General features: G+C 66.4%; 23 protein-coding genes, 1 tRNA gene and 1 other RNA gene. 12 read left to right on the top strand and 13 right to left on the bottom strand.

The window, feature by feature from the left end; all coding sequences use genetic code 11:
• Nucleotides 1-76 precede the first annotated feature (76 nt).
• The gene (locus tag AC1DN2_RS01995) at nucleotides 77-760 is read left to right on the top strand and encodes a DNA alkylation repair protein (RefSeq protein ID WP_476848999.1); all 684 of its coding nucleotides are present in this window, start codon (nucleotides 77-79) and stop codon (nucleotides 758-760) included.
• Between the two features lie 12 nt (nucleotides 761-772).
• Here AC1DN2_RS01995 and mptB read toward each other — a convergent pair whose 3' ends face one another.
• A complete protein-coding gene (gene mptB, locus AC1DN2_RS01990; protein WP_476848998.1) occupies nucleotides 773-2398 on the bottom strand; it encodes a polyprenol phosphomannose-dependent alpha 1,6 mannosyltransferase MptB in 1626 nt (541 codons plus the stop codon).
• A 168-nt stretch (nucleotides 2399-2566) separates the two neighbouring features.
• Between mptB and orn the strand changes: the two genes are divergently transcribed.
• From orn to def, 4 genes are all read left to right on the top strand, one after another.
• Nucleotides 2567-3199, top strand: coding sequence for an oligoribonuclease (gene orn, locus AC1DN2_RS01985; RefSeq protein ID WP_476848997.1), 633 nt, complete (start codon nucleotides 2567-2569; stop codon nucleotides 3197-3199).
• Between the two features lie 201 nt (nucleotides 3200-3400).
• A tRNA-His gene (locus tag AC1DN2_RS01980) sits at nucleotides 3401-3473 on the top strand.
• A gap of 93 nt (nucleotides 3474-3566) precedes the next feature.
• Nucleotides 3567-4721: an acyl-CoA dehydrogenase family protein gene (locus AC1DN2_RS01975; RefSeq protein ID WP_476848996.1), complete on the top strand. Its 1155-nt coding sequence runs from the start codon at nucleotides 3567-3569 to the stop codon at nucleotides 4719-4721.
• Between the two features lie 40 nt (nucleotides 4722-4761).
• Nucleotides 4762-5334, top strand: coding sequence for a peptide deformylase (gene def, locus AC1DN2_RS01970; protein ID WP_476848995.1), 573 nt, complete (start codon nucleotides 4762-4764; stop codon nucleotides 5332-5334).
• Nucleotides 5335-5496: 162 nt separating this feature from the next.
• On the opposite strand, the gene AC1DN2_RS01965 is transcribed toward def, so the two are convergent.
• The 7 genes from AC1DN2_RS01965 to AC1DN2_RS01935 form a co-directional block, all read right to left on the bottom strand.
• Nucleotides 5497-6198: an alpha/beta fold hydrolase gene (locus AC1DN2_RS01965; protein WP_476848994.1), complete on the bottom strand. Its 702-nt coding sequence runs from the start codon at nucleotides 6196-6198 to the stop codon at nucleotides 5497-5499.
• 9 nt (nucleotides 6199-6207) lie between these two features.
• Complete coding sequence (locus tag AC1DN2_RS01960; RefSeq protein WP_230011585.1) at nucleotides 6208-6666, bottom strand: DUF1579 family protein; 459 nt, start codon at nucleotides 6664-6666, stop codon at nucleotides 6208-6210.
• Between the two features lie 30 nt (nucleotides 6667-6696).
• Nucleotides 6697-7569: a polyphosphate kinase 2 gene (gene ppk2, locus AC1DN2_RS01955; protein WP_476848993.1), complete on the bottom strand. Its 873-nt coding sequence runs from the start codon at nucleotides 7567-7569 to the stop codon at nucleotides 6697-6699.
• 108 nt (nucleotides 7570-7677) lie between these two features.
• A complete protein-coding gene (locus tag AC1DN2_RS01950) occupies nucleotides 7678-8475 on the bottom strand; it encodes an HNH endonuclease family protein (protein ID WP_476848992.1) in 798 nt (265 codons plus the stop codon).
• A gap of 109 nt (nucleotides 8476-8584) precedes the next feature.
• Entirely contained in the window at nucleotides 8585-8794 is a 210-nt protein-coding gene (locus AC1DN2_RS01945; protein ID WP_018773403.1) for a hypothetical protein, read from the bottom strand.
• 88 nt (nucleotides 8795-8882) lie between these two features.
• On the bottom strand, nucleotides 8883-10373 hold the full coding sequence (locus AC1DN2_RS01940) for a glyceraldehyde-3-phosphate dehydrogenase (RefSeq protein ID WP_476848991.1): 1491 nt from the start codon (nucleotides 10371-10373) through the stop codon (nucleotides 8883-8885).
• A 229-nt stretch (nucleotides 10374-10602) separates the two neighbouring features.
• Nucleotides 10603-12270, bottom strand: coding sequence for a GMC family oxidoreductase (locus tag AC1DN2_RS01935; protein WP_476848990.1), 1668 nt, complete (start codon nucleotides 12268-12270; stop codon nucleotides 10603-10605).
• Nucleotides 12271-12544: 274 nt separating this feature from the next.
• Between AC1DN2_RS01935 and AC1DN2_RS01930 the strand changes: the two genes are divergently transcribed.
• Nucleotides 12545-13633, top strand: a complete 1089-nt coding sequence (locus AC1DN2_RS01930; RefSeq protein ID WP_476848989.1) for a hypothetical protein — start codon at nucleotides 12545-12547, stop codon at nucleotides 13631-13633.
• A gap of 46 nt (nucleotides 13634-13679) precedes the next feature.
• Here AC1DN2_RS01930 and rnpB read toward each other — a convergent pair.
• Nucleotides 13680-14073: RNase P RNA component class A (gene rnpB / locus AC1DN2_RS01925), an RNA gene on the bottom strand.
• A gap of 112 nt (nucleotides 14074-14185) precedes the next feature.
• Here rnpB and AC1DN2_RS01920 point away from each other — a divergent pair.
• From AC1DN2_RS01920 to AC1DN2_RS01910, 3 genes are all read left to right on the top strand, one after another.
• Nucleotides 14186-15031, top strand: coding sequence for a slipin family protein (locus AC1DN2_RS01920; protein WP_476848988.1), 846 nt, complete (start codon nucleotides 14186-14188; stop codon nucleotides 15029-15031).
• 26 nt (nucleotides 15032-15057) lie between these two features.
• Nucleotides 15058-15960, top strand: a complete 903-nt coding sequence (locus AC1DN2_RS01915; protein WP_476848987.1) for an alpha/beta hydrolase — start codon at nucleotides 15058-15060, stop codon at nucleotides 15958-15960.
• 72 nt (nucleotides 15961-16032) lie between these two features.
• On the top strand, nucleotides 16033-16797 hold the full coding sequence (locus tag AC1DN2_RS01910; RefSeq protein ID WP_476848986.1) for a YaaA family protein: 765 nt from the start codon (nucleotides 16033-16035) through the stop codon (nucleotides 16795-16797).
• A gap of 15 nt (nucleotides 16798-16812) precedes the next feature.
• On the opposite strand, the gene AC1DN2_RS01905 is transcribed toward AC1DN2_RS01910, so the two are convergent.
• The gene (locus AC1DN2_RS01905; RefSeq protein ID WP_243177190.1) at nucleotides 16813-17550 is read right to left on the bottom strand and encodes a zinc ribbon domain-containing protein; all 738 of its coding nucleotides are present in this window, start codon (nucleotides 17548-17550) and stop codon (nucleotides 16813-16815) included.
• Nucleotides 17551-17673: 123 nt separating this feature from the next.
• Nucleotides 17674-18597, bottom strand: a complete 924-nt coding sequence (locus AC1DN2_RS01900; protein ID WP_476848985.1) for a Nif3-like dinuclear metal center hexameric protein — start codon at nucleotides 18595-18597, stop codon at nucleotides 17674-17676.
• 99 nt (nucleotides 18598-18696) lie between these two features.
• On the opposite strand from AC1DN2_RS01900, the gene msrA reads away from it, so the two are divergent.
• The 3 genes from msrA (at nucleotide 18697) to epsC (ending at nucleotide 20841) form a co-directional block, all read left to right on the top strand.
• On the top strand, nucleotides 18697-19221 hold the full coding sequence (msrA, locus tag AC1DN2_RS01895) for a peptide-methionine (S)-S-oxide reductase MsrA (RefSeq protein WP_476848984.1): 525 nt from the start codon (nucleotides 18697-18699) through the stop codon (nucleotides 19219-19221).
• A 65-nt stretch (nucleotides 19222-19286) separates the two neighbouring features.
• Nucleotides 19287-20222, top strand: coding sequence for a cysteine synthase A (gene cysK, locus AC1DN2_RS01890; protein ID WP_459385078.1), 936 nt, complete (start codon nucleotides 19287-19289; stop codon nucleotides 20220-20222).
• A 34-nt stretch (nucleotides 20223-20256) separates the two neighbouring features.
• Nucleotides 20257-20841, top strand: coding sequence for a serine O-acetyltransferase EpsC (gene epsC / locus AC1DN2_RS01885; protein WP_018773413.1), 585 nt, complete (start codon nucleotides 20257-20259; stop codon nucleotides 20839-20841).
• A gap of 46 nt (nucleotides 20842-20887) precedes the next feature.
• Here the strand turns inward: epsC and AC1DN2_RS01880 are convergent, their stop codons facing one another.
• Complete coding sequence (locus tag AC1DN2_RS01880; RefSeq protein ID WP_476848983.1) at nucleotides 20888-21730, bottom strand: oxidoreductase; 843 nt, start codon at nucleotides 21728-21730, stop codon at nucleotides 20888-20890.
• A 115-nt stretch (nucleotides 21731-21845) separates the two neighbouring features.
• A complete protein-coding gene (gene gndA / locus AC1DN2_RS01875) occupies nucleotides 21846-23282 on the bottom strand; it encodes an NADP-dependent phosphogluconate dehydrogenase (RefSeq protein WP_018773415.1) in 1437 nt (478 codons plus the stop codon).
• Nucleotides 23283-23384 lie beyond the last annotated feature (102 nt).

The following is a 23384-nucleotide window of genomic DNA, read 5'->3' as shown; positions in this document are numbered from 1 at the left end:
CTTTCCCTTCCGACGCGGAGCCGCGGCTTGCTGGCTTCAACTCTAAAGCCCGCCGCGGCGTGTCTACAGTGGCCTCATGACCACCACGGAACTCATTGACGCGATCCGCGGCAGCCTCCAGGCTGCTGCCGATCCTGGCCGCGCCGCAGGGGCACAGGCCTACATGAAATCGCAGATGCCATCCCTGGGCGTGCGGGTTCCCGAGATTCGCAGCATTGTCAGGGCCGCAGCCTCGGACCACCCGCCGGGCAGCCTGGCGGAACTGCAGTCCGCGGTTCTTGTGCTGTGGCGCAACGCCGGCCACCGTGAGGAACGCTATGCCGCGATCGAGCTCACGGGGCTCAAGCCCGCAGCCGGGGAACTGAGCATGCTGGCCCTCTATGAGGAAATCATCCGCACCGGAGCCTGGTGGGACCTGGTGGACGGGGTGGCCCACCGGCTGGGCGCCCTGTTGCAGGCCCACCGGGCAGAACTGACGCCGGTGCTCGAACGCTGGAGCCGGGACGAGGACTTCTGGGTCCGGCGGGCCGCGATCACCGCACAGCTGGGGGCGAAGGGCGCCACGGACACGGAGCTCCTGGCCGCTGTGATCGAGGCCAACCTCGAGGACCGGGAGTTCTTCATCCGCAAGGCGATCGGGTGGGCGCTGCGCCAGTACGCCAGGACGGATCCGGCCTGGGTGAAAGCGTTCGTGCGGCGGCATGCGGACCAGCTCAGTCCGCTCTCGCGCAAGGAAGCGCTCAGAAATCTGGCGGCTTAGCCAGAATCAGCGCTAGATGATCGGCCGCGTCGTGACCGGCTCGTCCGACTTGGTGAACAGCAGCTTGGTCTTCGGGTCAAGGAAGATCAGGTACAGCGCGAACAGCAACGCAATGATCGCCGCGGCGTTGCGGGCCAGCGCCAGGGCCAGGCCCAGATCCGCGGTCTGCAGGTAAGGGAAGACGTCGAGCTGGTCCGAGATCGCGTACACCATGAAGAAGGACACGATGAAGTAGAGCGCCTTGACCTGCCAGTCGTCGCGGATGCCCGTGACGGCGAAGAGCGGGATGAGCCAGACGATGTACCAGGACTGGATCATCGGGGACAGCAGCACGACGGCGGCGAACGCCAGGGTGAGCCGGCGCATCAGGCGGTCGTAGTCGCCGCGGAAGATCTGCCAGGCGACGATGCCGACGGCGAGCAGCTTGCCGGCGTCGAACGCCCACTTGGCCAGTCCCCAGCCGTCGAGCCCGAAGGCGTTGGAGATGGAGGCCACGATCAGGCCCACCAGGCCAACAGGCGCGTACCAGATCCAGATGCTGCCCGGGGCGGACAGCCCGTTGATCCAGCCGAAGCCGAAGCCATTGACCCGGCTCATGAGATAAAGCAAGGCCAGGCTGATGCCGGCCGTGAGGGCCCAGAAGACGAACTTGCGCGGCCAGCTGGCGCCCTTGCCCGCCCAGAGCAGGCCGATGAACGGCAGGAAGACCACCGTGATGGGCTTGACCGAGATGGAGAGCGTGACCAGCACGATGCCGAGGATGACCCGGCGCGTGGCGCAGTAATAAAGGCCGGCCAGGGCCAGGCCGATCATGAGGGCATCGTTGTGGACGCTGGCGATGAAGTTGGTGAGGAACAGCGGGTTGGCCGCCGTCAGCCACAGGGCCCGGTTCGGGTTCACTCCGTGCAGTTCGGCCAGTTTGGGCACGTAGATCACGCAGAGGACCACGCCCACCAGGGCCGCGATCCGGAACAGCATGATGCTGCCTTCAGGGTGCACGTTGGTGGCCCAGACCACGAACTGTTCGATCCACAGGAACAGTTGCCCGTAGGGGACGGGGGCTTCGGTCCACATTCTGTCGGCGCCCAGCTGGAAGTAGTTGGACAGCGCCGAAATGCCGTTTTCGTAGGGGTTGAAGCCCTCCACCATGAGCCGGCCCTGGCCGATGTACGCGTAGACGTCGCGGCTGAACAGCGGCACAGAGAACATCAGCGGCAGCCCCCACGCCGCCGTCGCCTGGAGCGTGGCCTTGCGGGCGCCGGCCCCCCAGACCCGGACGCGCTGGCCGAGCCGGAGCCAGGCGCGGACCAGCAGCATGCCGCCGAAGGCCAGCAGGACAATGCAGAGGGCGACGCCCAGGGCCTCGGTGCGCATAAAGATGAACAGCGGGACGCGGCGGAGTTCGGACGCGGGGGCAAGCCAGCCGACGCCGATCGAACCGATCGTCATGAACAGCGAGCCCAGGAACCCGGCAAGGATCGGGGACCGCGGGTTGTCGACGTCGCCGACGGCCCCTTCCCCCTCAGTGGAGGCCGCAGCCGGGGTGAGCGCGGTCCGGCCGGACGCGGAGGGGCGGGACGTGGACGGGCGGGACGTACCGGCAGCCGTTTCCCCCGCCGCAGGCACAGGCGCCGTCATGTCAGGATCGTCCAATCTGTTGTGGGCCACAATTCCGCCCACAGCCGGCCGCAGTGTCCGGCCCGGGGCGCCGCGTCGAAGAAATACGTGCCGAAATAATTCGGCGGCCGCGTATTCGAAATCCTAGCACCGGACGGCTCTGTGGCGTCGGAACGGTAGGCTGGGCGGGTGCCTATTACTAACGAACGCATCGTCTGGATCGACTGCGAAATGACCGGCCTGGACACCAAGAATGACGCCCTTATCGAGGTGGCCGCGCTGGTGACCGATTCGGAGCTCAACATCCTGGGGGACGGCGTCGACGTCGTGATCAAGCCCGACGACGCCGCGCTGGCCCAGATGAACGACTTTGTCCGCGACATGCACACACGCTCCGGCCTGCTGGCGGAGCTTCCGCACGGCAAGACGATGGCCGAAGCGCAGGCAGCGGTGCTCGCCTACATCAAGAAATGGGTGCCGGATCCCCGGAAGGCGCCGCTCGGCGGCAACTCGGTGGGCACCGACCGCGTGTTCCTTGTCCGCGATATGCCCGACGTGGTGGAGCACCTGCACTACCGGGTCATCGATGTGAGCACCATCAAGGAACTCTCCCGCCGCTGGTTTGCCCGGGCCTACTTCCAGTCCCCGGCCAAGCTGGGCGGCCACCGGGCGCTCGGCGACATCAAGGACTCCATCGACGAACTCCGGTATTACCGCGAGGCCGTGTTTGTCCCCGCGCCGGGCCCGGACAGTGCCACGGCGCAGCGGATCGCCAAACGCGTCATGGGCGGCGAACCAGCCGAGCCCACCCCGGCGGAGTAGCGGCCGCACACCTACCCTCCGCGCAGCGGGGCCGGTGAAACGTCGCCGGGGACGTGGCGCGGAAAAGTAATCTGCGCCACGTTTCGCGGAAATTTCGGCGAAAATCGCAAAAGTGGCAAAACCACCCCCAAACAGCAGGTAAGCTATTTGTCGTTGCCTTTCCAGCCAGCCGGTTCGCCGGAGGGCCTGATATGGCACATGGTGGGCGTAGCTCAGTTGGCAGAGCGCCTGGTTGTGGTCCAGGAGGTCGCGGGTTCAACCCCCGTCGCTCACCCTCATGAAGGACGGCAGTGATTGTCCGACCTTTTCCAAAGGCCGCACCGGTTATCCGGTGCGGCCTTTGTTGTCTGTATGGGAAGGAATCGCAGTGAAGCGCAAGCTGTTTGAAGAAGACCACGAGATGTTCCGTGAGATGGCCGCCGAGTTCAACGCGCGCGCGGTCGCTCCCCACTACACCCAGTGGGACGAGGACCACATGATGCCCCGGGAACTGTGGTCCGCTGCCGGCGAGCAGGGCCTGCTGGGCCTGGCCGTGCCGGAAGAGTTCGGCGGCATGGGGATGTCCGACTACCGCTTCCGGACAGTGCTCGATGAAGAATTCGCCAAGAGCAACCACCTCGCGGTCGGCCTGGCGTTCCACCTGCACGATGACATGGTCCTCCCCCACCTGCTGGCCTACGGCTCCGATGACCTCAAGGCCCGCTGGCTCCCGGGCATGGTCTCGGGCGAAAAGGTCACCTCGGTCGCCTGGACCGAACCGGGGGCCGGCTCCGACCTGCGCGGCATCCGCACCAAGGCGGTCCGCGACGGCGACGACTGGCTGATCACTGGCCAGAAAACGTTTATCGGCAACGGCATCTCCGGCGACGCCTCCCTGGTCCTTGCCCGCACCGACGGCGGCACCGGACGCGGAAACCGCGACTCGTTCTCGCTTTTCATGGTCCAGAAGGGCGAGGGCTACAACACCGGCAAGCAGCTGGACAAGATGGGCCTCAAGGCTTCCGACACGGCCGAGCTGTTCTTCGATAACGTCCGCGTCCCGCACGCGGACCTCGTCGGCGAGGAAGGCAAGGGCCTGCAGTACGCGGCCGAACAGCTCCCCCAGGGCCGGCTGGCGATCGCCGTGGCCAGCTCCGCCGTCGTGCGCGCCACCTACGAGGCGACTGTCCGCTACACGAAGGACCGCAACGCGTTCGGCGAGCGGATCATCGATTTCCAGAACAGCCGCTTCGAACTCGCCGACATCCTCACGGAGGTCGAGGTCACCGAAGCGTATGTGGACCAGGCCATCCTGGCGTTCAACGCCGGAGAGCTCGACGCCGCAGGCGCCGCCCGTGCCAAACTGTGGGCGTCCGAGCGCGCCAAGTCCGTCACGGACCGCTGCCTGCAGCTGCACGGCGGGTACGGCTACATCATGGAATACCCGGTGGCCCAGGCCTACCTCGCCGCCCGGCTGCTGACGATCTTCGGCGGCACCAACGAAATCATGCGCGACGTCGTCGGCCGCACCATCGCCGGCTGAGACGCCGCGACTCCACCTGCACCCGAGGAACTTTCCTGATATGACCGTCCTGCCCATCACGATCTGGGGCGAGCCCGTGCTGCACCGCCGGGCCGCGGAAGTCGAAGTCTTCGACGACGAGCTCCGCAGCCTGATAGCCGACATGTTCGAGACCAACGACGCCGCCAACGGCGTCGGGCTGGCGGCCCCCCAAGTGGGGGTCGGCAAGCGGCTCTTCGTGTACAAGTACGACAACGACGACGGCGCCGCGCCCACCGGCGTCGTGGTCAACCCTGTCCTGACACTTTCCAAGATCTCCGGCGCCCTGCCGGACCCCGACGAGGAAGAGGAAGGCTGCCTGTCCTTCCCGGGCGGCCAGTATCCGCTCAAGCGGGCCGAATGGGCGAGGGTCCAGGGCTTCGACGGTGACGGGAAGCCGGTGGAATTCGAGGCGACCGGCTGGTTCGCCCGGGTCATCCAGCACGAGTACGACCACCTCGATGGCAAGCTCTACGTCAACCGGCTCATTGACCGCTATGCCCGCCGGGCCATGAAGCAGGCCAAGCGCAGCGGCTGGGGCGTTCCCGGCCTGACCTGGATGCCGGGAGTGGACCCGGACCCGTTCGGCCACTGACGGCCGCGGCTGGGCGCTGCTGCACGCGGCTTTCCCCACGTTTGACGCCGATGCGCAGGAAATCGCCGGCGGTTTGGGGGCACGCGCCGGCGGCGGGTCCCAAAGGTGGGGAATTTCGGCGGGATTTCCCCAGTTCAGCAGTGACCCGGCCAGCCGGTTCCTTTAGGTGCGGTCGACGGCGGCCAGAATGGCGGCGCCGAGCTCGGCCGGCCTGGTGAACTGCGGCCAGTGTCCGGTAGGCAGGTCCACATAGTCGACCTGGCGGATCCGTCCGAGCTCCGCCACGAACGGGTGGCCGCCGGCAACCATTTCCGTCAGCATCGAGGACGGGAATTCGCAGGCGATGATGGTGACCGGAACCTCGAAGCGGCGTTCATCCGAGAGCTGCTGCCGGTCCTGGGCCACGCCGCGGGGCTGCGGGATGGCACGGGCACGGAACATGGCGCGCAGCTCGTCGGTCAGGTCGGTGAGGTCCTGGTCCTCGAAGAGCTCCCACGGCGGCAGCGGCACCTCGTCGCCGTCGGCCGGGAGCTCGTCATTGATGACCCCGCCCTCCCCCAGCGGTCCGCTGTCCACGTAGACAGCCCGGGCCACCCGGTCCGGGCGGGCGTCGACGGCGCCGTGGATGATGGCCCCGCCGCCGGAGTGGCCCACCAGGACCACCGGCGCGTCGAAGGAATCGATCTTCGCCACGACGGCGTCGATGTGGGTGCGCAGGCCGATCCCGGCACGCGGCGCATCCGCCGACTCCAGGCCCGGCAGGGTCAACGGATGGACCTTGTGCCCGGCCGCGGTCAGCGGCGGGGTGACGTCCGCCCACGACGAGGCGTCCAACCAGAATCCGGGTACGAGGATGATGTCCATGCCGGTACCCTACCGGTCGAGTACCAGCTCCACCACCTGATAGGGGTCCTCGCCCGGGACCAGGTTGTGCATGGTGATGCGTCCGCCCGAGCCGTCCGCCGGGTGCAGGTGGATCTGCCAGCCCCAGTCCGGGCCGGTCGGCGCCGCATAGGAGCCGTTGAGCCGGAGGACACCGTCGCCGCCCACAGTGCCGGAGAACTGCATCAGCGCCTTGCCCGTGTGCCAGGAGTCCAGCCACACAGCGGTGGCGGGATCCGCGCCGGACGCGCCGCCGGCCAGGATCAGGAGGCCTTCCTGCGGGCTCTCACCGTCTGACCAGGTGTAGGCGACACTCGCGAAGTGTGCGGCGGTCACCGTCACCGTGGCGGTGGCCGCCGAAGCCTTGTAGTCGTCCGTGGGCATGAGCCGCAAGCGGTTTTGTCCCTGCCAGGCGCCAAGGAACGGTGTCACGTATTTCACAATGTCCATGCTGCAGTCTACTGAGCCAATCGATCCTGCTCAGTCCTTGGCCGGCTTTTCGAGGCTCGCCGCGAAGTCCGGGACGTAGCGGAACAGTTCCCGCGGGGGGCGCGTGTAGTTGACGGCCTTCGGCCGCTCCGGCAAGGTCACCTGTTCTGTCCGTACTTCGGTGTAGTCGATGCTGGAGAGCAGGTGGGCGATGAGGTTGATCCTTGCCCGGCGTTTGTCTTCGGCTTCCACCACGTACCAGGGAGATTCCGCGGTGTCTGTCTGCACGAACATGTCGTCTTTGGCCCTTGAGTAGTCTTCCCAGCGCAGGATTGCCTCCCGGTCCATCGGCGAGAGCTTCCATTGCCGCATCGGATCATCCATCCGGGATTTGAACCGCCGCTCCTGTTCCCCATGGCTGATCGAGAACCAGTACTTGAAGAACAGGATGCCGTCCTGGATGAGGAGCCGTTCAAAAACCGGGCACTGGGCCATGAAGCGTTTGTGCTCCGCCGGGGTGCAAAAGCCCATCACGTGTTCGACGCCGGCGCGGTTGTACCAGGAGCGGTCCATCAGGACGATTTCCCCGGCGGCCGGCAGATGCGCCACATAGCGCTGGAAGTACCATTCACCGCGTTCGCGCTCAGTCGGCGCCGGCAATGCCACTATCCGGGCAAACCGCGGATTCAGGTACTCGGTGACCCGCTTGATCGCACTCCCCTTGCCGGCTGCATCCCGCCCCTCGAAGATGATGAGGACCCGCGCCCCGGTGCTCCGGACCCACTCCTGGAGGGCAACCAGTTCCGCCTGGAGCCGCAGAAGTTCGGCCTCGTAGATTCCGGCATCGAGCCGGGCCGGCCGCCGTGCGGAGCCCTTCTTGTGGCCGGCGTGCCCCTTGCCTGATTTGTCCCTGCGATGTGCCATGGTTTCCGTTCCAGCATTTGGGGCGCGCGGTTTGTCCCGCCGCGCCCATTCTCGCCGTGCATCAGGACGGCTGCAAGGGTCCTCCAGCCCGAGGCCGGGACGGGCGCGTCAGCGCGGCACGATCGTCTGTTGCGCTGGGCACGAGGCCAGGATCCGTTTCATCGCCTCCTTCTCTGCCGCAGTAACCCACAGCCGGTAGGCCGCCTTGACCGAAATTTGGCGGGCGACGTAGTGGCAGCGGAAAGCCTTGTTTGGCGGCAGCCAGGTGGCGGCGTCGGAGGCACTCTTGTCCTGGTTGGCGGGACCGTCGACGGCGATCAGGTTGAGCGGATCGTTGGCCAGATGTTCACGCTGCTGCGAGGTGAGCTGCTGGGCGCCCTTTTGCCACGCGTCCCCCAGCGCCACGACGTGGTCGATCTGCACCGCAGCACTGGTTTCGGCGCCGCGCCGGAACACGATCATGCGGCCGGTGTACGGTTCCTGGAACGTGCCGCCGGCCACCTGGCAGCGGGAGCCACTGACGAATTCGGCGGCCGCCAGGTCGCGGCGGAGGATGTCGTTGCGCGTATCGCAGCCGTTGCGGTCGACGTCGAGCCACGCCTGGCCGAAGGCGCCCCGGTCATAGTTGTTCTTCGCCGACCGTCCCTTGACCGCGAGGGTGTCGAGCACGCCGGCAGCGCTTCCCTGCGGCACGGCCCGGACGGCGTCCACCGCGTTCATCCACCCTCGGGCAATGACGGGGGCCTCGCGGGGGCCGGCGATTTGCGGCTCCGCGGCGGCAAACTGGCCAGCCGTGAAGAACCAGACCAGACCGCCCAGGACGGCCAGGCAGGCCGCGGCCAGGAGAATCCAGGCCTGGCGGGAGTGGCGGCGGGCGCGGCGGAAATCCATCCAGGTGACGGTCATGTGGGCGGCCGCTCGCGGCGTTTTGGCTGCACGCCCTGAGCCTATGCGGACGCCATGCCACTCGGGCGGTTGTCCACAGTGTTGGGGACCGGTGGCGGAACGCGGGGGCCTATTGCTCCCGTGTGACCCGTTTCAGGTCTTCGTTGGCCAGATCCAGCAGGCCCTGGAGCTGGGTCACCCGGTCGTCGTTGACTTCACCGGACTGGCGTTTGACGAGGGCGTCGTCCAGCAGCCGCTTCGCTTCTTTCGCGTTGCTCCGCGCGACGTCCAGCGCGTGTTCCAGGGTGGTCTCGTGTTCAACAGCCGGGTTCGGTTCCATGGCTCCATTGTGGTTCCCTTTCCCGGCCGATTCCAGTGCATCGGCCGGGAAAGGAGGAACATGTCCCGGTCAGGGACATTCGCCCTGACTAGACCTCGACGGGCAGCCCTGCGGCCTCGAGGATGGACGCAGCGTCCTTGGCGGGGAAGGACGGCGGGTTGACCCCGGCCATTTCCTCCATGACGCGGACCACCTGGCAGCTGTAGCCGAACTCGTTGTCGTACCAGACGTACAGGACGAGGTTCTTCTCGTTGGAGATGGTGGCCAGGCCGTCGACGATGCCTGCCCGGCGTGAGCCGACGAAGTCCGTGGAGACAACCTCGGGCGAATCGATGTAATCGATCTGCTTGCGCAGCTCGGAGTGCAGCGACATTTCCCGCAGGTAGTCGTTGACCTCGTCCTTGGTGGTGCCGTTCTCCAGGTTCAGGTTCAGGATGGCCAGCGAGACGTCCGGGGTGGGGACGCGGATGGAGCTGCCCGTGAGCTTGCCGAGCAGTTCCGGCAGGGCCTTGGCCACGGCCTTGGCGGCACCGGTCTCGGTGATCACCATGTTCAGCGCGGCAGAGCGTCCACGGCGGTCGCCCTTGTGGAAGTTGTCGATCAGGTTCTGGTCGTTCGTGAAGGAGTGGACCGTCTCCACGTGGCCGTGCACCACGCCGTAGCGGTCGTTGATCGCCTTAAGCACAGGGGTGATGGCGTTCGTGGTGCAGGACGCCGCCGAGACGATCGTGTCCGAGTCGTCGATGGTGCCGTGGTTGATGCCGTGCACGATGTTCTTCAACTCGCCCTTGCCCGGTGCGGTGAGGAGAACGCGGGCAACACCCTTGCTCAACAGGTGCTGGGACAGGCCCTCGGCGTCGCGCCAGCGGCCCGTGTTGTCCACGACGAGCGCATCGTGGATGCCGTAGGCGGTGTAGTCCACTGTGGAGGGGTTGTCCGAGTAGATGACCTGGATCTGGACCCCGTTGGCCGTGATGGTGTCGTTTTCGAGGTCAACCTTGATGGTGCCTTCGAAGGAGCCGTGGACGGAGTCGCGGCGCAGCAGGCTCGCGCGCTTGGCAAGGTCGTTGTCGGAACCGCGGCGGACCACGATGGCACGCAGGCGCAGGCCGTGGCCGCCGCCTGCCTTTTCGATCAGGAGCCGGGCCAGGAGCCGGCCGATGCGGCCGAAGCCATAGAGGACGACGTCGGTGCTGGTGCGGTCGTCGCCGCCGCGCTTGCCGACAACCTCGGCGAGTTCGGCGCGGAGGAACTCATCCAGGCTGGCGCCGTCGCCCTCGGCGCGGTATTTCTCGGTGAGGCGGGCAATGTCGATCGCCGCGGCGCCGAGGTCCAGCTTGGTCAGGGCCTCCAGCAGCGGGGCCGTCTCCTCAAGGCGCAGTTCTTCCTTGCTCATCCGGCGGGCGAAGCGGTGGGCCTTGAGGATATTCATGGTGGACTTGTTGATCAGGCTGCGTCCGTGGATGGAGGTCACCACATTGTTCTCGCGGTACAGCCGGCCGATCACGGGGATCATCGCCTCGGCGAGTGCCTCACGGCCCATCCACGTATCAAGACAAGAATCTGACGTCTGGCTCACAGAACTACCTTCCTAGAATCCACCCCCTACGTCCTCGTAGGGGGAAGTCGGCCGCCGGAGGGTGTCCGGTACCGGGCACCGGCGGGGATTCGGTCCACCCCGGGCGCCTCATCGAGCGCAAAGAAAAACCGCCGGCTGCGAACGCAGACCCGGCGGCAGAACTTCTACGTTCACCATCAATTCTAAGGGCGGCCAGCCAGGGTGGGGTGCCTGTTGCGCGTGAATTGACTCACACACTGTCCGGGGCCACGTCGAAGTCGGCAAAACCATCCGCGCCGGGCGTCAGCCCCGCCGCGTCCTCAAGGATCATGTCGACGGCCTTTTCCGCGATCATGATGGTGGGTGCCTGGGTGTTGGCACTGACCAGCCGGGGCATGATCGAGGAGTCAACGACCCGCAATCCCTCCAGCCCGTGGACCTTCAGCCGCGGGGAGACAACGGAATCGTCGGTGGTACCCATGGCGCAAGTGCCGACCGGGTGGTACGAGGTCCGCCCGTAGGAGCGCACGAAATTCACGTACTCGTCGCGGGTTGCCACCCGGGAGCCGTCGCCGATGTGCTCCTTCTGGATGAACGCCGCCATCGATGACTGCTCCATGATCTGCCGGCTCTGCTGCACCCCGGCGATCGTCATCTCCAGATCGTAGTCATCCGCCAGGAAATCCGGATCGATGAGCGGTGTCATTGTGGGATCCGAGGACGCGACGCGAACTGTCCCCCGGCTGCGGGGGCGCAGGAAGTACGAGTTGAGCGTTGCCCCGAATCCGGGCCGCAGCGACGCAATGCCCGGCTCCGACCTCGCCGCGGGCAGGAAGTGGAACTGCAGGTCCGGGGTCTTCTCATCTGTGTTGGCGTAGCTGAAGCCACCGGCCTCGACGAGGTTGGACGCGAACGGTCCCGAGCGGAAGGCCAGATACTCGAGGCCCGCCAGGACTGTCGCCGGGCGCACCCGATTGAACCGGTCCAGGCTGTGGTCATCGGTGAGTTCGTAAATGATGTCCAGGTCAAGGTGGTCCTGCAGGTTCTTCCCGACCCCGGGCAGGGCGTGGATCACGTCGATGCCGGCGGCAGCAAGGTCTGCCGGGTCGCCGATGCCTGAAAGCTGCAGCAACTTGGGCGAGCCAAACGCGCCGCTGGCGATCAGCACCTCGCGCCGGGCACCGTAGGTTCGCGCGACTCCGCCTTCAATCGCCTGGATGCCGACGGCGCGGCCATTCTTGATGACCACCTTGGAGACGGTCACGTTTACGCGGACAGTGAGATTGGGCCGCCTGCGCGCGGGTTTCAGATAGGCGACGGCTGCGCTGCACCGGCGCCCATTCCTGGTGGTGGTCTGGTAGAAGCCAACGCCGAGCTGCTTCGCCCCATTAAAATCGCTGTTGTAGGGCAGCCCGAACTCCTGGCCCGCCTGCACGAATGCCGCCGAGAGCGTGTGCGGACGCCGGAGGTCAGAGACGCCGAGCGGCCCTGTGGTTCCGTGGTGGGGTCCTGAGAGCCTGGTGTTTGACTCCGAGCGAATGAAATACTTGGACACCTCGGCGGCGGACCAGCCTTCACATCCGTAGTCCCCGGCCCACCCGTCGTAGTCCCCAGCCACGCCCCGGGTGAAGACCTGGGAGTTGATGGACCCGCCGCCGCCAAGCCCGCGGCCTTGTGGGAGCGGGATGCTGCGGCCGTTGCTGTGTTTTTGCGGAACACTGCTATACGCCCACTGGTACGGTCCTCCCTTCAATCTCGGGAAGCCCGCGGGCATATGGATGAAGGGATGGCGGTCGGACCTGCCCGCCTCGAGCAGAAGCACACGGACTGAGGGGTCTTCACTCAATCTGCCAGCCAGCACGCTGCCGCCGGTACCACCCCCGGCGATCACATAGTCGTACTCAGCATCGTCCGGCACTATGACTCCTCAACCATCGCCGAAGCTACCGCTCCTTGAAGCGTTGATTGAAGTGTGTTAGTTCCGCGGCCATGATGTCAAGCATCCGGGGCTGGCGTGCACAGCCGCCGGTAGGCGGCACACGGCGGAACGGACGGGGCGGCTGGCGCACCCTTGCGGAAATGAGGCCGATAAGTGGCCTGATCAAATTTGTGCGCGACTCATGCAGCCGTGCGGCCAGTCAGACTTCCGGAGACCATAGACGGCTGGGGACCTCAAGAGTACCTTACGTCTTATGACGGGCTCTGAAATGAGGCCATCGCCCCAAGGAACTCCATTCAGCGCAGCGCAGTGGCTGATCTTGACACGGCGGGCCTGGTTGGCAGCCGCGCTGGCAGCAGTGGCCGCAGCCTTGAACAACTCCGCCGCGGCGGCACAAATCGGCGCAGCCGCCGACCCCACCGTCCCCGGGGCGGCCGACCGTGGCACGCTCCAGATGACCCAGGACCCCCTCGCCCTCCTCGACAGCGTGGCGCTCCTCTGCGAGTTCCCCGTCCGGGAAAACGGTGAAACAACATGGCCGCAAGGCGTGTCCATCAACGAGGGCGCACAGGAAATCTACGTGTCAAACCAGAACGGTACCGAATTGCGAATTGACGTCCGAACCCTCCCCGCAGGGATCAGGAAGTCGTCGAGAATCGTCACAACCGAAGATCTGTGCTGGACGGAAGCATTGCCCTGGTTCTACAACGAAAGAGGGCAGCTTTGCTTCATCATCAGGGCAACCGGTGGGGCGCGGGCGAATGCGTCCACCTATGCTGTCTACAACTACACCACCGGCGCCAAGGGTGCCAACATTCCAATAAACGGTATATGGCGCGCGGACGTGTCCGGCAGATACATGGCAACAACTGACGCCGGCACCACTTCGGTGAGCAGCTTTTACGTCTACGACTGGGCCAGCGTGCAGGCCGGCAATCCCGCTCTGATAGCAACCATCCCCGCCCAGGCCGGCGCGCGGACCGCCGGTAAGAACCAGGGCCTGGCATGGGTCGGCAACTATTTCTACCTGATCCAGGGCAGTCAGTCGGAGAGCCCGACCTTCCAGGCCTGGGACTCCAACGGCAAATTGTCGATCTCCAGCAAATACACACGCGCCGACTTCATGGATTTGGTCAACAAACTCAAGCCCGGATATCTCACGGACGCGAACTACACCTACGAGGCAGAGGGCGCATTCAACCACGAAGGCAAACTCGTCTCGGTACAGGTCGTGAACAACAACCCGTCAGTGGCCACAGACGGGCGAGTCCTGGTACTCCAGCACAACCGCACCGACGGTGTGCGGGGCAAGATGCAGCCGGCGGACCCGCCAGGTCAATGACGTCGGCTGGATCCGGCAAACCTCATCGAAGATTGTCGGCGTTGGGTGGATGGGTTGACCGATACGCCGGGTTCTGTGTTCCCGCGCTGTTGCCGGCGCGGGAGTAGCGGCCATCCATCTACGGACGCCGTTGCCGACGCCCTCCAGCGGCCTACCCGAACACTCGGGCGAGCAGCCCTCAAACGTGTCCTGTCTGGCCTTGCTCCGGGTGGGGTTTACCTAGCCTTCCCGGTCACCCGGGAAGCTGGTGGTCTCTTACACCACCGTTTCACCCTTACCTGCCCTGCGGCGTGTGCAAGCACACGCCGCACGCAGGCGGTCTGTTCTCTGTGGCACTGGCCTGCGGGTTACCCCGAGTGGGCGTTACCCACCACCCTGCTCTGCGGAGCCCGGACGTTCCTCGAGCCAATTGCGTGACGCGCGGCCGCCTGGTCAACCCATCCGCTGTTCATTCTACGTTCTCCCGGCCGGCGCAGCCGCACCACGGCCTTTCGGGGCTGCCGGTGGGAGAATTTAAGCAGGTTTCCTGCTAGTCAAGAAAGAGTGATCCCGATGAACTGGACCGCCATCATCATCTGGCTGTTGGCCATCGTCCTGGTGGCTATTCTCGCCAAGATGTCGATCAAGATTGTGCGCCAGTACGAACAGGGCGTCCTGTTCCGCCTGGGCAGGGTGGTCGCGGTACGGATGCCCGGCCTGCGGTTCATCATCCCGGTGGTGGACCGGCTTCAGCTGGTGAGCCTGCGGATCGTGACAATGCCGATCCAGTCACAGGGCATCATCACCCAGGACAACGTCAGCGTCGATATCTCGGCAGTGGCGTACTACCGGGTGATCGACTCCGTGAAGTCCGTCGTGGCGATCGAAGACGTGGCCGCGGCCATCAACCAGATCGCCCAGACCACCCTGCGGAAAGTGGTCGGCCGCCACAGCCTGGACCAGACGCTGTCGGAGACTGAGCGCATCAACAGCGACATTCGGATAATCCTGGACGCGATGACCCTGGAATGGGGTGTCGAAGTGACGCTCGTCGAACTCAAGGACATCCAGCTGCCGGAGAGCATGAAGCGGGCGATGGCCCGGCAGGCGGAGGCAGAGCGGGAGAAGCGGGCCAAGATCATTTCGGCCGAAGGAGAGGCGATCGCCGCCGTGGCGCTCGGCGCGGCATCTGACACGATGATGGCCCACCCGGTCGCCCTGCAGTTGCGGAATCTTCAGTCCCTTGTGGAGATCGGGGTGGACAAGAACTCAACCGTCGTCTTCCCGGCGCCCCTGATGAGCACCATCGCCGAACTGGCCGCTTTCCTGGCACGCGAGGACCATGTGGCCAAGACGGCGATGACGGCGACGGCGACGCCAGAGGCACCGACAACGACGCCACCGATCAAAGCGGCGTAGCGTCCGCCCGGGCCTATTATCGAGGGATGGACAAATCTGCCCTGACCCGGCGCCGGCTGCTTGAGCTGGCAGGAATCGGCCTTGGCGCGTCCGCGCTCTCTGCCTGTACAGAGGGCGTCGCGCCTCCCGAGACGTCTCCGCCCGTGCCAGCCAGCCCAGCCAGCCCGACGGCGTCAGGGCAGCGGGCCCGCGCCGGCGCGCTGACGGTCCGGACCAGCACGGGTTCGTTCGTCTCGGCTTTCCGCCCCGGCATCGCCAGCCATTGGTCGCTGGCCGCACCCGAATTGCCGCCCGGCGGCGCGCGGCCCGAATTGCCCGTGGCTGTCTTTCTTCACGGACTCCACGGCAGCCACAAGGCACTGTTCGAGGGCTTGTCGGCGCATAAGGCCCTCCAACGGCACCTCGACGCCGGCGGCGCGCCCTTCGCGATCGCCGCGGTGGACGGCGGAAACACCTGGTGGCACCCCCGCGCCGACGGCAGCGACACCCAGTCGATGCTGGTGAAGGAGTTTGTCCCGTTCCTGGGCAGGCGGGGCTACGACCTTGGCCGGATCGGCCTCTTCGGTCTCTCCATGGGAGGCTTCGGTTCCCTCCTGCTGGCCTCCCAGGGCCGGCTGCCCGGAATACGCGCCGTCGCCGCCATGAGTCCGGCGGTCTGGGACAACTACGACGCACGCATGGACACAGCATTCGACAGCCCGGCTGACTTCGCGGCCCATGACGTGTTCGCGCTCCGGTCCCGGCTCGCGGCGGTGCCCAAGCGGATCGATTGCGGCACAGGGGACGCGCTTGCCGCCACGGTTCGTGCCTACCGTGCAGGGCTGAAGGGCGACGTGGAGGGTGGTTTCCGGCCCGGCGGCCACGACTACAGCTACTGGCGGACCGTGCTGCCCGAGGTGTTCTCATTCCTGGGCCACAACCTCGCCTGAACCCGCCACCGCCGGGCCGCGTACCGTGGCGCCCGCGGAACCCACGGCACGCGCCGCCGGTAGGATCGTACGGTGCTAATTCTGTTGCCGCCCTCCGAGGGCAAGACTCCCGCTGTGCGCGGGGACGCCGCCGACTGGGATGCCTTGAGCTTTCCCGCCCTCAACAGCTCCCGCGCCAAGGTCCTGGAGGCGCTCGGCACCGTCAGCGCCCACGAGGACGCGCTGGCGCTGCTGGGCGTCGGCGCTTCACTGAGCGCCGACGTCGAACGCAATACACGGCTGCACGCGGAACCTGCCGCCCCGGCCCACCAGGTGTATTCCGGGGTGCTCTTTGACGCCCTCGGCTACAACACGCTGACCCCGGCGCAGCGGAGGAAGGCCGACGAATCGGTGCTGGTGGTCTCTGCCCTGTGGGGCGCCATCCGCTTCGCCGACCGCGTGCCCGCCTACCGGCTGTCGATGGGGACTTCGCTGCCCGACGTCGGACGGCTCGCCTCATTCTGGAAGCCTCAACTGAACGACGCCCTGGCGGCGGCCACTACGGGTGAGCTGTTAGTGGATTGCCGGTCCAGCACCTACGCCGCGGCCTGGACTCCCCCGCCGGAACAGACGGTGGCCGTGAACGTCTTCACCGAGACCGCCGGCGTGCGCAAGGTGGTCAGTCACTTTGCCAAGCACACCCGGGGCGAACTGGCACGGCATTTGCTCAGCCGCCGGGGCAAGGCGCCCCAAACCCCCGCACAGCTGCAGAAGGCGGCGGCGGAGAAGTGGGTTGCCGAACTCGTTGAGGGCACGGCCCGGAAGCCGCACACCCTGAACATCATCCTGCCGAACTGACGCGCAGGCGGGTGCTTAGGCCCACTCGGACGAGCGCACCAGGATGCAGCCGGAGTCCGGGCAGAACACGATGTCGTCCTCGGCCGCGGCCTTGATCTCGGCCAGGTCGCCCGGGCTCAGGTGCATGCCGGAGCCTTCCGAGGTGCCGTGGAAGAGCCGGGCAGCGCCGACGCCACGCTTGGCCAGGGTCTTCTCGTAGACGGCGAGCATTCCGGCGTCGAGTCCGGCGGCGAACTCGGCACGCTGCCCGCGCACCACCGTGGCTTCGGCGGCGATCTCGGCCAGCTGCTCGTCCAGCTCGGCACGGATGGAGCCGAAGGAGCCCTGGATGTCGTCGACAATCTGCTGCTGGGCCGCCTGGCGGGCGCGGAGCGAGTCGAGCCGTTCGAGGACTTCGAGCTCCACGTCCTCGAGGTCCGAGCGGCGCTTGTTCAGGGAGACGAGGTCCCGCTGCAGGGCGACGAGGTCCTTGGACAGCCCCGTGCCGCTGTTGAGCCTGGCCTCGTCGCGTTCGATCCGGGAGGCGACCTGCTCGACGTCGGCCTCTGAGCGTTTGAGCTCCAGTTCAGCATCGTGGACGGCCACCTTCGCGGCACCGAGCTCACCGTTGGCCACGCTGAGGGCGGCTTCCAGGTCCGTGATGCGGGAATCGCTTTCAAGGCTTCGCCGGCGGTTGGACAAGGACTTGAGCTTGGCATCGAGTCCCTGCAATTCGAGCAACTTCAACTGTTCCGCCGGTGCTGCCTTGGCCACTATTTACCTCCGCTAAATCCAATCCGGCCGAAGCCGGGCACCGTCCCGGCGCTCCTTAGACTCTAGCGCCTAGCGTACTCCCCGGCCTCGCTACGCTCACCCGGGGCCCCTCGCACGCCAGGCTTAGCCCGGAGTCAGAATGAAGTCCCACGGGTCGCTGTTAGTGGTGCTGACCCGGATCTCGACGTCGTGGCCCTGGTCGGTGAGCACATTGCCCAGCGCTTCGGCGGCCGCAGGCAGCCACAGCCATTCGCTGGCGAAGTGGGAAACGTCGATCAGGTACGGCCGGTCGTTGACCGCCGCCTCCCGGGCCTCCGATGCCGGGTGGTGCCGCAGGTCCGCCGTGACGTAGACGTCCGCGTTGCTCGCCCGCACCTCGCCGAAGAGGGAATCGCCGGCGCCGCCGCAGACAGCCACCCGCCGGATCAGCCCGTCCCGGTCCCCCGAGACACGCACGCCGCCGGCCACCGAGGGCAGGATGCCGTACACGCGGGCCGCGAAATCACCCAGCGTCAGGACCTCGTCGAGGTCACCGACGCGGCCGATGCCTTCCTCGGGGAGCCCGTTCGCGGCCGGCGTCAGCGGGGCCACGTTCTGCAGGCCCAGCGCGTCGGCCAGGACGTCGGAAACGCCCCCGACGGCGGAGTCACCGTTGGTGTGCACGGTCAGCAGCGCGGTCCCGGACTCGATGAGGCGGTGCACGGCCTTGCCCTTGGCCGTATTCGCGGCCACGGACGTCACGCCCTTGAGCAGCAGCGGATGGTGCGTGATGAGCAGCTCGGCACCGAAGTCGATCGCTTCCTCGATCACGTCAATTGTCGGATCGACCGCGAACATGACCCGGCGCACCTCGGCGTTCGGGTGGCCGGCCACCAGACCCACCTCGTCCCAGTCCTCGGCCAGGGATTCGGGCCAGAGCTCCTCCACCGCCAGCTGGATCAGGCCCAGCGTCGCGGCGCCGGTGTCCTCCCCGGTGCCGGTACCGGCGTCGACGGCGGCAGCAGGGCGGTCGGATTCCGCTGAAACATCGGTGTTCACAGGTTCCATACCCCCATTTTTACCCTATCCGCGGGCGGCCCGGTCACTCGTAACACTCTCGTAAGGTGGGTGGGGAATCATCGGGGCCCTCGAACCATTGAAGAGATCATGAGAACTTTTGTCCTCGGCGGAGGCTGCTTCTGGTGCCTCGACGCCGTCTACCAGAAAACCAAGGGCGTCAGCTCGGTCGTGTCGGGCTACACCGGAGGCCATGACCGCAGCCCCGACTACTACTCTGTGTGTTCCGGGACCACAGGCCACGCCGAGGTGGTGGCAGTGACGTTCGACGAGGACGTCATTCCCGCCGAGGTCATCCTGGACATGTTCTTCGCCCTCCACGACCCCACGACGCTGAACCGCCAGGGCTACGACGTCGGAACCCAGTACCGTTCCTCGATGTTCTACGAGACCACCGAGGAAAAGATCCTGTTCGAGGAGGCGATCGAGCGGAACCAGGCCCTGTGGCGGCACCCGATCGTCACCGAGGTCAGCCGGCTGCCCCAGTTCCATGTGGCCGAGGAAATCCACCAGGACTACTTCGCCAAATACCCGGAGCAGGGCTACTGCCAGGTCATCATTAACCCCAAGCTGGCCAAGGCGAGGAAATATTACTCTGCATGGCTTAATGCTTAGCTAGGGCCTGTAGGCGCTCGTTAGGCTGACCTCAGTCAACCCTCTTCAAAGACAGGCATACATACATGGCACCGATCTATGACGATGTAACCCAGCTGGTAGGCGGAACTCCGCTGGTCCGTCTGAACCGGCTGACCGAAGGCCTTGACGCCACCGTGGCCGTCAAGCTGGAGTTCTACAACCCGGCCAACAGCGTCAAGGACCGGATCGGCGTCGCGATCGTTGACGCTGCCGAGAAGTCCGGTGCACTCAAGCCCGGCGGCACCATCGTCGAAGGCACGTCCGGCAACACCGGAATCGCGCTGGCCATGGTGGGCGCGGCCCGCGGCTACAAGGTCATCCTGACCATGCCGGAAACCATGTCCACCGAGCGCCGGGTCATGCTGCGCGCGTACGGCGCCGAGATTGTCCTGACCCCCGGTTCCGAGGGCATGCGCGGCGCCGTGGAGAAAGCCCAGGAGATCGTGGCCAACACGGAGAACTCCATCTGGGCCCAGCAGTTCGCCAATGAGGCCAACCCGGAGATCCACCGCCGCACGACGGCCGAGGAAGTCTGGGCCGACACCAACGGCAAGGTGGACATCTTCGTCGCCGGCGTCGGCACCGGCGGCACCGTCACCGGCGTCGGACAGGTCCTGAAGGAACGCAAGCCGGAGGTCCAGATCGTGGCCGTCGAGCCGAAGGACTCCGCCATCCTCAACGGCGGCGCCCCGGGCCCGCACAAGATCCAGGGCCTCGGCGCGAACTTCGTCCCCGACATCCTGGACACCAACGTCTATGACGAGGTCATCGACGCCACGCTGGAAGATTCCGTCCGGGTGGCGCGCGAACTCGGCATCAAGGAAGGCATCCTGGGCGGCATCTCCTCCGGCGCCATCGTCTGGGCGGCCCTGGAGCTCGCCAAGCGTCCGGAGAACGCCGGTAAACTCATTGTTGCTGTGGTTTGCGACTTTGGTGAGCGCTACATCTCCACCGTGCTGTACGACGACATCCGCGGCTAAGTCCGCTGACCCACGATTGCCCAGAAAGGTCTTTGTGAGCTTCTTCGCAAGACTGAAGGAAGACCTCGACGCCGCCCGGTCCCACGACCCGGCGGCTCGAGGTTCTTTTGAGAACTTCTTCGCCTATTCCGGCCTGCACGCGATCTGGTTCCACCGCCTGACGCACCGGCTGTGGCAAAACCCGGCGCTGCGGTTCCCGGCGCGGCTGATCTCCCAGCTCGCCCGGTTCCTGACCGGCATCGAGATCCACCCCGGCGCGACGATCGGCCGGCGCTTCTTCATCGACCACGGCATGGGTGTGGTCATCGGCGAGACGGCCGAGATCGGCGAGGACGTCATGATCTACCACGGCGTGACCCTCGGCGGCCGCTCGCTCGCCAAGATCAAACGCCACCCCACCATCGAGGACCGTGTGGTGATCGGCGCGGGCGCCAAGATCCTGGGCCCCATCACCATCGGCCGGGACAGCGCCGTCGGCGCCAACGCCGTGGTGGTCAAGGACGCTCCGGCCGAATCAATCGTCACCGGCGTGCCGGCCACCTGGCGGCACCGCGACGCGCAGCGCGAGACGAAGCCCGCCGTCGACCCGGCCGAGTACCTGATCGAATACCGGATCTAGACCGGGCTCTGGACCGGCTCCCGGCGGAACCGGGCGGAACCGGTATCTAGGCAGCCCTACCCGGGAACCTCTTGTAGATGTTCCACAGGACGGCGTCGAACGCCCGGTCCGGCAGCAGGTGGCGCAGCAGCAGGATCCCGCGGGCGCTGGCACCCACCGGGTAGCGGGTCCTGGGCCGCCGGGCGGTCGCTGCGTGCAGGATCGCCTCGGCCACGAGCTCGGGCCGCGACGACGTTGCGGGGTTGTCCGTGGTGCCCAGCGCCGCCGCCACCACCTTGGCCTGGGCCGCATAAGGGCCGTTTCCGGAGCTGGCCAGCAGCCCCTGCGCCGCAATGGCGCCCCACTCGGACTGCGTCCCGGCCGGCTCGATGACGGCCACATCAATACCGTGCGGCTTGAGCTCGAGCCGCAGCGAATCGCTCAGGCCCTCCACGGCGAACTTGGTCGCGTGGTACCAGGCGCCCAACGGCTCGTACATCTTGCCGCCGATCGATGAGATGTTGATGATCCTGCCCGCACGGGCGGCCCGCATGGCGGGGATCACGAGCTGCGTCATGCGCGCCAGGCCGAAGACGTTCACGTCGAACTGCCGCCGGCCCTCAGCCAGTTCGACCTCCTCGAGCGAACCGTACGTCCCGTAGCCGGCGTTGTTGACCAGGACGTCGATCCGGCCGTGCGCGGCCAGCACGTCCCCGACGGCGGCGCTCATCGAGGCCTCATCGGTCACGTCCAGTGCAACCACCTTGACCCCGGATGCCTTCAGCGGCTCCATCAGCTCCACCCGGCGGGCCCCGGCATAGACGGTGAAGCCGGCCGAGGCAAGCTTTTTCGCGGTTTCGAAGCCGATGCCGGTGGAGGCACCGGTGACAAACGCGACGGGCTGGGGCATGAGTTGAACTCCTTGGGCGCTGAACTCCTGGGGTCGGAGCGGTGCGGAAACACGGACGGCCGGCGCCTCCCAGCGTATCTGGAAAGTGCCGGCCGTCGCGTCGGAACGGGGTGGGTCAGTGGGTGTCGACTGCCTCGATCTCGGACTTGTCCTCGCCCCAGAGGGTGTGGAACGTGCCCTCGGCGTCGACGCGGCCGTAGGTGTGCGCCCCGAAGAGGTCGCGCTGGCCCTGGATGACGGCGGCCGGCAGGCGCTTGCGGCGCAGGCCGTCGTAGTAGGCCAGCGAGGAGGAGAACACCGGCACCGGGATGCCGAGCTGCACCGCGGTGGACACCACCCGGCGCCAGGCCGGGAGGACTTCGGCGATCGCCTTGGTGAACGCCGGGGCGAAGAGCAGGTTGGCCGGCTTCTCCGCGGCGGCGTAGGCCTTGGTGATCTCCTTGAGCAGTTCCGCGCGGATGATGCAGCCGCCGCGCCACAGCGAGGCGATTTCATCCAGCTTCAGGTCCCAGCCGTATTCCTTGGCCGCGGAGGTGAGCATGTCCAGTCCCTGGGCGTAGGAGACCAGCTTGGAGGCGTAGAGCGCCTGGCGGACGTCCTCGACGAAGCTCTCGGGGACCTCGACGGCGGCCTCGCCGCCGGCCAGCAGCTCCTGTGCCAGCACGCGCTGCTCGGCCTGGGAGGACAGTGCCCGGGCGAAGACAGACTCGGCGATGCCCGACGTCGGGGAGCCGAGCTCAAGGGCGGAGATGACCGTCCAGCGGCCGGTGCCCTTCTGGCCGGCGGCATCCACCACGACGTCGACGAACGGCTTGCCGGTCTTCGCATCGACGTGGCCGAGGACCTCGGCGGAGATTTCGATCAGGAACGAGGCGAGGTCGCCCTTGTTCCACTCTTCGAAGATCTTGGCCTGCTCGGCCGGTTCGATCCCGGCGCCGGAGCGCAGGAGGTCGAAGGCCTCGCCGATGACCTGCATGTCGGCGTATTCGATGCCGTTGTGGACCATCTTGACGAAGTGGCCGGCGCCGTCGGTGCCGATCCAGGCGCAGCAGGGCTGGCCGTCCACGTGCGCGGCGATCTTTTCCAGCAGCGGGCCGAGGGCGTCGTAGGACTCCTTGGAACCGCCCGGCATGATTGAGGGGCCGTTGAGGGCACCCTCCTCGCCACCGGAGACACCGATGCCGACGAAGTGCAGGTCCTTCTTGGCGAGCGCAGCCTCGCGGCGGCGGGTGTCCTCGTAGTGCGAGTTGCCGGCGTCGATGATGATGTCGCCCGCTTCCAGCAGCGGCTCGAGCTGCTCGATCACGGAGTCGACCGGCTTGCCGGCCTTGACCATGATCAGCACGCGGCGCGGCTTCTCCAGCGAATCAACGAGTTCCTGGAGGGTCTCGGTGCGGACGAAGTCGCCCTCATCGCCATACTTGGCTAGCAGGGTGTCTGTCTTTTCCACGGACCGGTTGTGCAGGGCAACGGTGAAGCCGTTCCGGGCCAGGTTGCGTGCGAGGTTGGCCCCCATCACCGCGAGGCCGGTAACACCGATGTGTGCTGACATCAAAAACTCCAATTCATTTTTGTACACGATGATTTCTGTAGACCACGTGTACGGCGATTCGTCTCAGACGTTCATCTAGGACTCGGCAGGTTGCGCCGCGGA

This window comes from Arthrobacter sp. 01L42 (assembly GCF_056400005.1).
Note: the sequence above shows the minus strand (reverse complement) of the source record. Positions and strands in the feature narration are given on the sequence as shown.